The organism is Pseudomonas phytophila (assembly GCF_025643095.1).
Lineage (GTDB): Bacteria > Pseudomonadota > Gammaproteobacteria > Pseudomonadales > Pseudomonadaceae > Aquipseudomonas > Aquipseudomonas quasicaspiana.
The window spans coordinates 3,233,585-3,247,397 of sequence record NZ_CP081201.1; the positions used below are offsets into that span (position 1 = coordinate 3,233,585).

At 56.7% G+C, this 13,813-nt stretch carries 9 protein-coding genes; 6 read left to right on the forward strand and 3 right to left on the reverse strand.

The features are described from left to right. Positions 1-154: 154 nt before the first annotated feature. Positions 155-1,084 (reverse strand): LysR family transcriptional regulator, encoded by a 930-nt coding sequence (locus tag K3169_RS14715; RefSeq protein ID WP_255878507.1) that lies wholly within the window; start codon positions 1,082-1,084, stop codon positions 155-157. Between the two features lie 171 nt (positions 1,085-1,255). Between K3169_RS14715 and K3169_RS14720 the strand changes: the two genes are divergently transcribed. The 3 genes from K3169_RS14720 to K3169_RS14730 all read left to right on the forward strand — a co-directional run bounded on the left by K3169_RS14720 (position 1,256) and on the right by K3169_RS14730 (position 4,089). Continuing rightward, positions 1,256-2,479 carry an acyl-CoA dehydrogenase gene (locus K3169_RS14720; RefSeq protein ID WP_263272151.1) on the forward strand — a complete coding sequence of 408 codons (1,224 nt, stop codon included), beginning with the start codon at positions 1,256-1,258 and terminating at the stop codon, positions 2,477-2,479. 483 nt (positions 2,480-2,962) lie between these two features. Next, positions 2,963-3,259 (forward strand): transposase, encoded by a 297-nt coding sequence (locus K3169_RS14725; RefSeq protein ID WP_095096866.1) that lies wholly within the window; start codon positions 2,963-2,965, stop codon positions 3,257-3,259. Then, positions 3,175-4,089 carry an IS3 family transposase gene (locus K3169_RS14730; RefSeq protein ID WP_231677976.1) on the forward strand — a complete coding sequence of 305 codons (915 nt, stop codon included), beginning with the start codon at positions 3,175-3,177 and terminating at the stop codon, positions 4,087-4,089. Before K3169_RS14725 ends, K3169_RS14730 begins: the two co-directional genes overlap by 85 nt. A gap of 475 nt (positions 4,090-4,564) precedes the next feature. Here the strand turns inward: K3169_RS14730 and metH are convergent, their stop codons facing one another. Further along, complete coding sequence (gene metH, locus K3169_RS14735; RefSeq protein WP_263272153.1) at positions 4,565-8,272, reverse strand: methionine synthase; 3,708 nt, start codon at positions 8,270-8,272, stop codon at positions 4,565-4,567. Between the two features lie 165 nt (positions 8,273-8,437). Between metH and K3169_RS14740 the strand changes: the two genes are divergently transcribed. The 3 genes from K3169_RS14740 (at position 8,438) to nfuA (ending at position 12,850) form a co-directional block, all read left to right on the forward strand. Beyond that, positions 8,438-10,741, forward strand: a complete 2,304-nt coding sequence (locus tag K3169_RS14740; RefSeq protein WP_263272155.1) for a fatty acid cis/trans isomerase — start codon at positions 8,438-8,440, stop codon at positions 10,739-10,741. Between the two features lie 419 nt (positions 10,742-11,160). Continuing rightward, positions 11,161-12,186 (forward strand): acyltransferase family protein, encoded by a 1,026-nt coding sequence (locus K3169_RS14745; protein ID WP_099271299.1) that lies wholly within the window; start codon positions 11,161-11,163, stop codon positions 12,184-12,186. A gap of 70 nt (positions 12,187-12,256) precedes the next feature. Next, entirely contained in the window at positions 12,257-12,850 is a 594-nt protein-coding gene (gene nfuA / locus K3169_RS14750) for a Fe-S biogenesis protein NfuA (RefSeq protein ID WP_027902653.1), read from the forward strand. Between the two features lie 211 nt (positions 12,851-13,061). On the opposite strand, the gene cobM is transcribed toward nfuA, so the two are convergent. After that, the gene (gene cobM, locus K3169_RS14755) at positions 13,062-13,808 is read right to left on the reverse strand and encodes a precorrin-4 C(11)-methyltransferase (protein WP_263272157.1); all 747 of its coding nucleotides are present in this window, start codon (positions 13,806-13,808) and stop codon (positions 13,062-13,064) included. Between the last annotated feature and the right edge of the window lie 5 nt (positions 13,809-13,813).

Sequence of the window (13,813 nt, forward strand, 5' to 3'; positions counted from 1 at the left end):
GTATTTCTGTGTGAGCCGGGCTTGTCCGCGATAAACGATAACGCGGTGTGCCTTGCAACCGCGTCTCATGCATCGCGGGCAAGCACCGCTGCCACAGAAGATCGGCGTCTATGATTAAAAAGCGTTTAAATAACAGATGATTACAGTCTGATATTCAAGCCATCTCTAGCTTGTTCTCATGCGCCGTGACCTGCTGACACAGCTCGATGATCTGCTCGCGCATCCAGCGATTTGCCGGGTCCTGGTCGGTGCTTTCATGCCAGTACAGGTGCGTTTCCACCGCCGGAACGTCACTTACCGGCAGCGGGAAGTAGCGCAGCTCATGACGTTTGGCGAAGCGTTCCGGCACGGTCATGACCATGTCGGTCTGTTGCAGTACTTGTGAAGCCATCAGGTAATGCTGTGAGCGCAGGGCCACTTTGCGCTGGATGCCCATTTTCCCCAACGCCAGGTCGACATAACCGAGCCCGCTGCGACGGCTGGAAATATGAATGTGCGACGACGACAGGTAGTCATCCAGCTTGAACGCTTCCTTGCCCGCCAAAGGGTGACCCTGGCGCATGGCGCAGACGTATTTATCAGCCATCAGCTTGACGTGCCGCACCTGCGGGTCAGTGTTGAGCGGTGCATCCACGGCGAAATCAAGGCGACCGGCAGCCAGTTCTTTGGTCATCTCCCGACGCTTCGACAAGAAGCTTTCGATGGTCACCTGCGGTGCCTGGCGGCGCAGACGCTGAAACAAGGCGGGCAGGATCACTGCTTCAGTCAGGTCAGTCATGCTGATCCGGTAGTTTTTTACGGCCTGCAACGGGTTGAAAATCCGGCTTTCCTGCACCGAGACTCTCAATAGCGACAGCGCGTTGCGCACCGGACCGATGATGTTCTGGGCCATCGGCGTGGGCACCATGCCTTGGGCGGTGCGGACGAACAGCGGATCGTTGAAGGTTTCGCGAAGGCGGGCCAGCGCATTGGATACCGCGGGCTGAGTGATGCCGACGATTTGTCCGGCGCGGGTCAGGTTGGCTTCTGTGTAGATCGCGTCAAAGACAATGAAAAGGTTGAGATCGACCTTGCTCAGGTTCATGCCGTGCGCCTCTTGTGTTGTTCTTGTTGTGTCGCTGCCTTGGCGGAGCGTGGCCCGATCATATATCGGTTATGAATGTTTATACACGCGGAGAATAGATTAGATAAATGTTGGTGGGCGGCCTAGCATCGTCACATGACCTTACAAACCTCACTCAGAAGGTAGTTGCCCATGGATTTTGCCTACTCCCCGAAGGTTCAGGAATTGCGCGAGCGCGTCGCGGCGTTCATGGATAACCACGTTTATCCCGCTGAGCCCATATTTGAGCAGCAAGTGGCTGAGGGCGACCGTTGGCAGCCTACGGCGATCATGGAAGAGCTCAAAAGCAGGGCCAAAGCCGAGGGTTTGTGGAATCTATTCCTGCCTGAGTCTGAGCTGGGGGCCGGTCTGACCAATCTGGAGTACGCGCCATTGGCAGAGATCATGGGGCGTTCATTGCTGGGGCCGGAGCCTTTCAATTGTTCGGCGCCTGATACCGGCAACATGGAAGTGCTGGTGCGCTATGCAAGCGAGGCGCAGAAAAAACAGTGGCTGGAACCGTTGCTGCGCGGGGAGATTCGCTCGGCCTTCGCCATGACCGAGCCTGATGTTGCCTCGTCGGATGCCACCAATATGGCCGCTCTTGCTGAGCGCCAGGGTGATGAATGGGTCATCAACGGGCGCAAGTGGTGGACGTCGGGTGCCTGCGATCCGCGCTGCAAGATTCTGATCTTCATGGGCCTGAGCAATCCCGATGGGCCTCGTCATCAGCAGCATTCGATGATCCTTGTACCGACCGACACGCCCGGCTTGAAAATTGTCCGTCCGTTACCCGTATTCGGTTACGACGATGCGCCTCATGGGCACGCTGAAGTCGTCTTCGAAAATGTTCGGGTGCCTTATGAGAACGTGCTGCTCGGGGAAGGGCGCGGCTTTGAAATCGCCCAGGGGCGGCTAGGACCGGGGCGTATCCATCACTGCATGCGCTCGATAGGCATGGCTGAACGTGCGCTGGAGTTGATGTGTAAACGAGCAATCAGCCGGGAGGCTTTCGGGCGGCCGCTGGCGCGGTTGGGCGGCAATGTCGACAAGATTGCCGACTCGCGGATGGAGATTGATATGGCGCGCCTGCTGACGTTGAAGGCGGCCTACATGATGGACACGGTAGGTAATAAGGTCGCGAAAAGCGAAATCGCCCAGATCAAGGTGGTGGCGCCGAACGTGGCGTTGAGGGTGATTGACCGGGCAATCCAGATTCATGGCGGTGCAGGGGTGTCCAACGACTTTCCGCTGGCGTACATGTACGCCATGCAGCGCACGCTACGCCTGGCCGACGGCCCGGATGAGGTACACCGGGCTGCGATTGGCAAGTTCGAGATTGGCAAGTACGTGCCGAAGGAAATGCTGCGGGGCTGAGCTCAACTTTCATGCTGCAATTCTTGTGTACATATCCGTTACCGCTGTCACGGCTGATATTGGTTGCGCTTTTACAGCGCGTCACTTTTGGGGCCCAAAAGTAACCAAAAGGCCTTTACCCCACCACTCGGCACCTCGCTGGTGCTCGGTGTACCCGCCCGCAGATCCTGAACCGTGGGCCGCCGCAACGGGCCATCCATGGCCCAATGCGGCTAACCCGGCGTCCTGCCGGGTTGCCCACGGTTCAGAATCTGCGTTCGGCCAGCGTGTTTAACGGGGCGCCCAAGATCAAAATCAAAAGCGCGGCGGCCTGATAGCCGACCTGATTGTGTGGGTTTGCTGGGTATCTGTAGGAGCTGCCGAAGGCTGCGAAGCGGAGTGTCAGGCAACGAATGCGTTGGATGTGGTGGCGTCTCGCGAACAAGTTGTTGTGGCTCAATATTTATGGACCATGATGTAGGAGTATCAACCTAAGGAAGCATCATGGGATTTCGGGTCGTTACAGCCGAAGAAAAAGCCGAGGCTATTCGCCTTGTCGTTGAGTTGAATTACTCAGTGCCTAAAGCGTGTGAGCAGACTGGCGTAGGGCCTACCGCGTTGCGGCGCTGGGTTTCACGGTGGCGCAAGGAGCAGGTAGGAGCCGCGCAAACTACCCGGCCTCAGGATCAAGATCTCATCGACTCGCTGCAGGCCAGATTGGCACTGCTGGAGGCCGAGAACGATGTTTTAAAAAAGCAGTTGCCCTCTCATCTAAAGGTGCTGTTTGGCCGAAGAAAATGATTGAGGGCGCTACAAAGAAGCTGTCGGTTCGACGCTTGTGCTGCGTACTGAGCATACCTCGCAGCAGTTATTACGCCATGCGTCGGCCTCGAGCTAAACGCAGTATCGAGCCGCAGTTAGAGAAGAAGATCCGGCTTTTGCACAAAGAACATCGAGGCGCGCTGGGCAGTCGCGGATTTGTTAAAGCGCTGAAGGCACAAGGCGTCCAAATGGGGCGTCATCGTATGCGCAGCTTGATGAAGAGTCTGGGTTTGGTGAGGCGTCGGGCACAGCATGCGCACTATCGACGGGCTACCAAACCGTCCAACATTGCGCCCAATGTGCTGGCACGACGCTTTAACCCTGAACATCCCAACACGTTCTGGGCGGGAGACATTACCTATATCCGTGTCGGTGGTAGTTGGCTGTACCTGGCAATTGTGATGGATCTTTTCTCGCGCAGGATCGTTGGCTGGGCGTTTTCAAGGACGGCCGATACCGAGCTTTCATTGCAGGCTTTACGACTTGCGGTGGGGCTGCGCCGACCTTCTTCCGAGCTGGTGTTTCACTCGGATCAGGGATGCCAATACACCGCTGACCGCTTCGTTAGCTATCTGGCCGAGAAGCAAATCGTGCAGAGCATGAGTCGGCGCGGAAACTGTTGGGACAATGCGGTAGTGGAACGCTACTTCCGATCACAGAAACACGATTGGTCACCTGAGAACGGTTACTCGAATCACTTCGAGGCAGAACGAGACGTGATGGATTTTATTGCTCACTACAACCATCGACGTTGCCACTCTGCCTCGAATAACCTGCCGCCAGCTGTTTTCGAAAAACTGGCGGCCTAACACTCCTACGGAACGGTCCAAAAAAACTGGACCATTACAAGTTCGCTCCTACCGGTCCGCGGTGTTACCTCTGGATCGCTTTGCTTTTGATCTGCTTTTGATTTTGATCTTAAGCGCCCCGTTAAACCACGCCGGCCGGAATTCAACATTGCTGTGTGGGGTGAACCGGCAGGGATGCCGGTTTAGCCGCCTCAGGCCATGGATGGCCGGTGGCGGCGGCCCCACGCAGCAATGTCGGATTACGGGTATGCCGAGCGACAGCGAGGCACCCAGTGGTGGGGTAAGAGCGTTTTGCTTACTTTTGCGCCCCAAAAGTGAGGCGCCGTAAGGGCGCAACCAATATCAGCCGTGACAGCGGTAACGGATATGTACACAAGAATCGCGGCATGAAAGTGCAGTAGATACCTATGCTTATCGCGGGCAAGCTCAGCTCCCAAAGGACTGCATTATCAATTCAATCCCTCAGGATTGCAGCTTACTCGTCATACCCCAGATTCGGCGCCAGCCAGCGCTCGGTCACGCTTAGCTCCTGACCTTTGCGCGCGGTGTAGCTTTCAACCTGATCCTTGTCGACCTTGCCCACGGCGAAGTATTGCGCCTGTGGGTGGGCGAAGTACCAGCCGCTGACCGCTGCCGCCGGGAACATGGCGTAGTGTTCGGTGAGGAACACGCCGCTTTTGCCTGGCTTGCCATCCGGCATCGGGTCCAGCAACTGGAACAGGGTGCCTTTCTCGGTGTGATCCGGGCAGGCTGGATAGCCGGGAGCAGGGCGGATGCCCGCGTATTGCTCTTTGATCAGCGCATCGTTGTCCAGTTGCTCATCCTTGGCATAACCCCAGTGCTCTTTACGCACTTGTTGGTGCAGCCACTCGGCGCAGGCTTCGGCGAGACGGTCGGCGAGGGCTTTGACCATGATTGCGTTGTAGTCATCGCCAGCATCCTGATAGGCCTTGGACACTTCTTCAGCGCCAATGCCCGCAGTGGTGATGAAGCCGCCCACGTAGTCAGTGATGCCGCTGTCTTTAGGTGCAACGAAGTCGGCCAGCGAGAAGTTCGGTTTGCCGTCGGTCTTGATGATCTGCTGGCGGAGGTGATGCAGCTTCGCCAATGGCTGGCCGTCGTCGCCATAGACTTCCAGATCGTCGTCATTCACCTGATTGGCGGGCCAGAAGCCAAATACGGCACGTGCGCTGATCAGCTTTTCGTCGATCAGCTTGCGCAACATTTGCTGAGCATCGGCGAACAATGACGTGGCAGCCTCGCCTACGACTTCGTCAGTGAGGATGCGCGGGTACTTGCCTGCCAGATCCCAAGAGATAAAGAACGGCGTCCAGTCGATGTATTCGGCCAGCACGTCCAGGTCGATATTTTCCAGCACCCTGGCGCCGGTAAACGTCGGTTTGACCGGGTCGTAGGCTGCCCAGTCAAATTGCGGCTTCTTGGCGACGGCAGCGCCATAGCTCAGGCGCTCGGTGCGAGCGCTACGAGCCGAAGTACGCTCACGCACTTCGATGTATTCAAGACGGGTTTTCTCGATAAAGGCTGGTTTCAGCTCTTTGGACAGCAACTGTGTGGCGACGCCAACGGCACGAGAGGCGTCCGTTACGTAGATCACCGCGTCGTTGCTGTACTTGGGTTCGATCTTCACTGCGGTGTGGGCTTTGGAGGTGGTCGCACCGCCGATCATCAACGGCAGGTGGAAGTCCTGACGCTGCATTTCCCGGGCAACGTGGACCATTTCATCCAGCGAAGGGGTAATCAGCCCCGACAGACCGATGATGTCGCACTTCTGTTCTTTCGCCACCTGCAGGATCTTCTCTGCAGGGACCATCACGCCCAGGTCGACGATGTCATAGCCGTTACAGCCCAGCACCACACCGACGATGTTCTTGCCGATGTCGTGCACGTCGCCCTTGACCGTGGCCATGAGGATTTTGCCCTTGGCTTCTGGCTTGTCGCCTTTTTCCAGCTCGATGAACGGGATCAAGTGGGCAACCGCCTGCTTCATCACACGAGCCGACTTCACTACCTGCGGCAGGAACATTTTTCCCGAACCGAACAGGTCGCCGACGATGTTCATGCCGGACATCAGCGGGCCTTCAATCACCTCGATCGGGCGTGCAAAGGACTGGCGGGACTCTTCAGTGTCTTCAACGATGTGGGTCGTTATGCCTTTAACCAGCGCGTGTTCCAAGCGCTTGTTCACCGGCCAGCCGCGCCACTCTTCGGTTTCCGCTTCTTTAACGCTGCCATCGCCCTTGAACTTGTCGGCAATTGCCAACAAGGCGTCGGTGCCGTCAGTTGTGCGGTTGAGTACTACGTCTTCGACACAGTCGCGCAACTCGGCCGGGATCTGGTCGTAAATCTCCAGCTGCCCGGCGTTGACGATGCCCATGCTCAGGCCGTTACGGATCGCGTACAGCAGGAATACCGAGTGAATCGCTTCCCGCACCGGGTTATTGCCCCGGAACGAGAACGACACGTTGGACACACCGCCCGAGGTCAGCGCGTAAGGCAGTTCATCGCGGATGTAGGCACAGGCATTAATGAAATCGACTGCGTAGTTGTTGTGCTCTTCGATACCGGTGGCGATGGCGAAGATGTTCGGGTCGAAAATGATGTCTTCCGGCGGGAAGCCCACTTCATTGACCAGAATGTCGTAAGAGCGTTTGCAGATTTCCTTCTTGCGGGCTTCGGTATCGGCCTGACCGGCTTCGTCGAACGCCATGACCACAACCGCAGCACCATAGCGCTTGCAGAGTTTTGCGTGATGAATGAACTGCTCGATGCCTTCTTTCATGCTGATCGAGTTGACGATGCCTTTGCCCTGGATGCACTTGAGGCCAGCTTCGATCACTTCCCACTTGGAGGAGTCGATCATGATCGGCACCCGGGAGATATCCGGCTCGCCTGCGATCAGGTTGAGGAAGGTCACCATGGCCTTCTTCGAATCCAGCATGCCTTCGTCCATGTTGATGTCGATCACCTGGGCACCGGCTTCGACCTGTTGCAGGGCGACTTCCAGGGCTTCGGTGTAGTTATCTTCACGGATCAGGCGGGCAAAACGGGCGGAACCGGTAATGTTGGTCCGCTCGCCGACGTTGACGAACAGCGAGTTGCGGTCAATGGTGAACGGTTCAAGGCCCGACAGGCGACAGGCTTTCGGGATGTCCGGAATCTGCCGCGGCGCATAACCGGCGACGGCTTCGGCGATGGCCTTGATGTGGCCCGGTGTGGTGCCGCAGCAACCGCCGACGATGTTCAGGAAGCCGCTTTGCGCGAATTCTTCAATGATTTTTGCCGTCTGACTCGGCAGTTCGTCGTACTCGCCGAATTCGTTAGGCAGGCCTGCGTTAGGGTGCGCGGAAACGTAGGTGCTGGCTTTGTTCGACAGCTCTTGCAGATAAGGGCGCAGATCACTGGCACCCAGCGCGCAGTTCAAACCGACCGAAATCGGCTTGGCGTGACTCACCGAGTTCCAGAACGCTTCAGTGGTCTGACCGGACAAGGTACGGCCGGAGGCGTCGGTGATGGTCCCGGAAATCATGATCGGCAATTCAAAACCGATCTCTTCGAAAACACCTTGCACAGCAAAGATCGCGGCCTTGGCGTTCAGGGTATCGAAAATGGTTTCGATCAGGATCAGGTCCGCGCCGCCCTCGATCAGGCCACGTGTCGCTTCGGTGTAGTTTTCCACCAACTCATCGAACGTGACGTTGCGATAACCAGGGTTGTTAACGTCCGGTGAAAGCGAGCATGTGCGGCTGGTCGGGCCGAGAACACCCGCGACGAAACGCGGCTTGTCCGGCGTTTCCATGGTCTTGGCATCAGCGACTTTACGCGCCAGTCGAGCGCCTTCGACGTTCAGCTCATAGACGATCTCTTCCATGCCGTAGTCGGCCTGGGAAACCTGAGTCGCGTTGAAGGTGTTGGTTTCCAGAATATCGGCACCGGCATCCAGATAGGCCTTTTCGATAGCGCCGATCACGTCCGGGCGGGTCAGCACCAGCAAGTCGTTGTTGCCCTTGACGTCGCTGGGCCAGTCAGCAAAGCGTTTGCCGCGATAGTCTTCTTCCTCGAGGCGATAGCTCTGGATCATGGTGCCCATGCCGCCGTCGAGGATCAGGATCCTCTGCTGAAGAGCTTGCTGGAGAGCATGAAGACGGGCGCTGCGATCAGACATAGGGCTACCTGGAAAAGATCGATACATAAAGGTCGAAATGATAGCAAACCCGAACGGTTTTGGTGTTGATAAGACTTTGGTATGAATATCGCTCATGTTGGGCCGCAATAACCTCTGTAGAATTACGGCGTTTTTTCATCTTTTCAGACCTTCTGGACGCTGGATATGCCGTATCGCTTGGTTGTAAGCATCGCAGTGTTGTCGATGTGCGGCATATTTCAGGTCCAGGCGGGCGACAAGCCCGTGGAGCCGAACATTTCCTATGTTCGGGATATCCAGCCAATCCTTACCGAGAAGTGCGTCGCCTGTCATGCCTGCAATGATGCGCCGTGCCAGTTGAATCTGGGCGCCGGGGAGGGCGTCGCTCGGGGTGCCAGCAAGGTTCCGGTCTACGAAGGCGATCGCAGCGTGGCTCAAGCGCCCACCCGTTTGTTCATCGATGCCAGCGGACCGAAAGCCTGGGAGAGCAAGGGTTTCTACTCGGTGCTTGATGCCCAGGACAGCCAGGCTGCGTTGATGAGCAGAATGCTGGACTTGGGGCGTAACGTGCCGCTGGAACCGAACGCGAAGATCCCGGCTGAAATCGTGCTGGGCCTCAATCGGGAAAATCTTTGCGCTCAGCCGGGAGAGTTCAATGCCTACGCTCAGGCTCATCCCAAGGAAGGCATGCCCCTTGCCGTTGCCGGGTTGAGCGACGCTGAGTACGAGACCCTGCAACGCTGGTTCGCCGTGGGTGCTCCGGTGGATGACAAGGCGCAAAGCCCCTCAATCAGTGAACTGGCGCAGATTACTGAGTGGGAAACCTTGCTCAATCAGCCCGGTTCGACTCAGGCACTGGTGGGCCGCTGGCTGTACGAGCACCTGTTCCTGGCGCACATCTATTTTGCAGGCGGTGAGCCGGGGCATTTCTTTCAATGGGTACGTTCGCGGACGCCAAGCGGTCAGCCCATTGATGTGATTGCCACCCGCAGGCCGGACGATGATCCCGGCAGCGACTTTTATTACCGCCTTGCGCAAGTCAAAGGTGTGATCGTCCACAAGACGCACATTACTTATGCGCTGGGTCCGCAGAAGATGGCACGGGTCAAACAGCTGTTCTATGGCAACGACTGGCGTGTGGATTCGCTGCCGGGCTATGGCCCCGGACGTCGTGCCAATCCGTTTGAAACCTTTGAAGCGATTCCTGCCGCCGCGCGCTATCAGTTCATGCTGGATAACGCCGAGTACTTTGTCCGTACTTTTATTCGCGGGCCTGTGTGTCGGGGGCAGATCGCAACGGACGTGATTCGCGACCAGTTCTGGGTGACGTTTCAGGATCCGGCCCATGATCGCTATATCGTCGATGCCCGCTATCGGGGGCTGGCCACGCCACTGCTGGCGATGCCGGGGCAGAACGATGATGTCGGCAGTGTGCTTGGTCTGTGGCACGCCTATCGGGACAAACGCAACGAATACGAAGATCTGCGCCGTGACAGCTACGCGCATATGCCTCCGCCGGGCTGGGCCACGTTGTGGGCGGGTAACGATAACTCGCTGCTGACAGTCTTCCGTCACTTCGACAGTGCTTCGGTCAATAAAGGCCTGATCGGTGACGTGCCACAGACTTTCTGGCTGTTCGACTACCCGCTGCTGGAGCGCACGTATTATCAACTGGCGGTGAATTTCGATGTTTACGGAAACGTGTCCCATCAGGTGCAGACGCGGCTGTATTTCGACCTGATCCGTAACGGCGCCGAAGTTAACTTTTTGCGGCTGATGCCCGCAGACAAACGCGACGACCTGTTGAGCGACTGGTACCGCAACGGCGGCAAACTGAAGATGTGGCTGGATTATCAGGACATCGACGATGACACGCCGAGTGGCATACCGCTGGATGAAAAAGATCCGAAGCGCGATTTCGCCTTGAAGCTGATAGAGCGGTCCGGCACGTTGAATGCTGCGCCGGATCCGATCAATCGTTGTTCCGGCGCTTATTGTTCCCGAGCGGGTATCAGTGACAGTTTCGCTCAGGTCGAGCAGTCCTTGAGCCATTTGACGTCCCGCCCCGAGGCGGGCTTGAAAGTGATCGATTATTTACCTGAAGCGACGATGCTGCGGATCGAGGACAGCAGCGGCAAGCGGATGATGTACAGCATGCTGCGTAACCGGGCGCATACGAACGTGGCGTTTTTACTGGGTGAATCTCATCGTTATGAGCCGGGGCTGGACTCGCTGACGATTTATCCCGGTGTATTGGCCAGCTATCCAAACTTCATGTTCAACGTACCTGCCAGCGAGGTGCCCGAGTTTGTTCAGCTCATGCAGCAAGCCAGGCATCAGGCACAGTTCGAGAAAATTGTGGAACGCTGGGGCGTGCGGCGCAGCAACCCGCAGTTCTGGACGTATTTCCATGACCTGACTCGCTACATTCAGGAGACGGACCCTGTTGAGGCGGGTGTGATGGACATGAATCGGTACGAGAATCTGTAGATTTGCGTCGCCCTAATCGCGGGCAAGCCTCGCTCCCACAGGCGATCGCGCTATCCGTAGGACCGGCTTTAGCCGGGAGGGCGTCGGGACATTTACTACATACTCTTCGTCAGAAATACCGCTCTCCCGGCTAAAGCAGGTCCTACGGGATTGCAAGCAAACATAGAATCTCCCACATGAGATCGCATTTCTCCTGTGGGAGCGAGGCTTGGTCTGGGCGGCATTCCGACGATTAGGGCGACTCCTTTTCCCTGTCCAACCCACACCCCACATGGCCCGCAGCCATCTACCGCTGACCGGAAAACTCATTTTTTCATGACCTTTTGTGAACTGTCACGGTCCGACCCCGTGAGTGTCCTTGTGCGTGCGGTTGTATTCGCGGCCTTGGATTGTTGTTTAAAGAGGCAATGAGGTTTGTGATGTTGATTTCTGTTCAAGCCCTGCGGGCACTCGCCGCGTGGGTCGTTGTATGTCATCACTTTATGCAGATTTTCTTCAACTTCCACGCCAGTGGCCCGATTGGCGACTTTTTCGTGACGAAGGGGGCAGTGGGGGTTGATATCTTTTTCGTCATCAGTGGCCTGGTGATCTTTCTCTCTACTCAGAACAGCGAAATGCCGGCCAGGCGCTTCATGCTCAATCGTATTATCCGGATCGTCCCCGCTTATTGGTTTTACACGGCAGCCATGGGTCTTTTACTGGTATTTGCTGCGCCGTTGCTTCCACATCAGGTAATTAACTGGCAGACGTTCATGCTGTCGTTGTTTTTCATCCCTGCGGAAAATCCCGGTGGTTATGGCCTGTACCCCACACTCAACGTGGGCTGGACGCTTAACTACGAGATGTTCTTCTATCTATTGTTCTCCACCGTCTTCCTGTTCAAGCAGCGTCATCGGCCATTGATCGTGGCTGCGGCGCTGTTCGCAGTGTGTGAAGTGTTGGCGCGTTCCGGGCTGATCAGCCGTTTTTATGGCAACGACATTATTTATGAGTTCTTGCTCGGTATTGGCATAGGCATCATTTATCGCCGAGGCTGGATCAAGGAAGGGTTCTGGCTACCGTTGCTGGGTATCGCCACGGGGCTGGTGGTCATTTATCACGTAGGCGGCGATCAGCAGCGGTTGCTTAACTGGGGCCTGCCAAGCGCGTTGATCGTGCTGTCGTGTATCGCCATGGAGCCAGTATTCCGGGGCAACAAGCTGCTTAAAGTGCTGGGCGACTGTTCCTATTCGGTTTATCTGCTCCACGTATTGGTACTGTACGGTGGCTGGCTTGCTTCGCAGCATTACGACCTTAACCCTTACTTGGTATTCGCCATTTGTGTGCCTGTCATCGCGCTTGGCGCATGGATAAGTTACGAATGGCTAGAGAAGGGTTTATACCGTCGCATGAAGGGTTGGCTCGACGATCGACGGGCCAGAAACGCTTCTCAAGCGCTTTCCTGACAAAAATACTAGGACTTTGTGTGAAGCTGGCGATTGGCGTAAACTGCCCGCACGTCTGCGAGGAATTTTCATGACCGCTATTACAATTACCGATGCTGCCCACGATTACCTGGCCGATCTGCTGGAAAAGCAGAACACCCCGGGCATTGGCATCCGCGTGTTTATTACCCAGCCTGGCACCCAGTACGCTGAAACCTGCATTGCCTACTGCAAGCCCGGCGAAGAAAAACCGGAAGACAAGGCCATCGGCCTGAAGAGCTTCACTGCCTGGATCGATGGTTTCAGCGAAAACTTTCTGGACGATGCCGTTGTTGATTACGCCACCGACCGCATGGGCGGCCAGTTGACGATCAAGGCACCCAACGCAAAAGTACCGATGGTCAACGCTGATAGCCCGATCAACGAGCGCATCAACTACTACCTGCAAACCGAGATCAACCCTGGATTGGCCAGCCACGGCGGTCAGGTCACGTTGATCGATGTGGTTGAAGAGCAGGAGCAGCACATCGCTGTTCTGCAATTCGGCGGCGGTTGCCAGGGTTGCGGTCAGGCTGACGTGACGCTGAAGGAAGGTATCGAGCGCACATTGCTTGAGCGCATCCCAGAGCTGCACGGCGTACGCGACGTGACTGACCACACGCAGAAAGAAAACGCTTACTACTAAGCAGTTTGCTGCGCCGTGTTAAAAAGCCCCGACGTGTTCGGGGTTTTTTGTGTGATCGGGATACCTGAGCATCCCGCGGTTATAAGCTGGAATGCTAATCCTCTGTGGGAGCTGGGCTTGCCCGCGATGAGATTGATTAACTTTAGATCGCGCCACCCTCATCGCGGGCAAGCCCTGCTCCCACAGTAAATTGTGCTTACCGCGCGCCCTCTTACTTCCTGAACAAATGAGCATGCCCGGCGCGGTACAGCGATGACTCGCTGAACGCATCACTGGATAGCACACGGCCTACCAGAATCAATGCCGTGCGGCGAAAGCCTTTTTCTTCGACCCTGGTTTCAATATCCGCCAGCGTGCCAATCACCCAGTCCTGATCCGGCCAACTGGCGCGATGCACCACTGCGATCGGGCAATCTGCTCCGTAGTGCGGTATCAGTTCAGCAACTATTTTCGGCAGGTTGTTGACCCCCAGATGAATCGCCATGGTCGCCTTGTGGTGGGCCAGATCGGCCAGGGCTTCGCCTTCTGGCATTGACGTCTTGTCTGCGTAACGGGTCAGGATCACCGTTTGGGAAATATCCGGCAGCGTCAGCTCGGTCTCCAGCAGCGCAGCGCAGGCCGCAGTAGCTGTAACGCCCGGGATGATCTCGAACGGAATGCCCAACTCACGCAAGTGACGAATCTGCTCACCAATCGCGCCATACAGGCTCGGGTCACCGGAGTGTACACGGGCCACATCCTGGCCTTGTTCATGAGCCGCTTTCATCAAGGCAATGATCTGCTCCAGGTGCAGTTCGGCACTGTTGCTCACCTGAACCGCCTGATGACCCTCCAGAACGGCAGCAGGCACCAGCGAGCCTGCATAGATGATCACCGGGCAACTGCGGATCAATCGTTGGCCCTTGACCGTGATCAGCTCAGGATCGCCGGGACCCGCGCCGATGAAAAAAACCGTCATGAAGA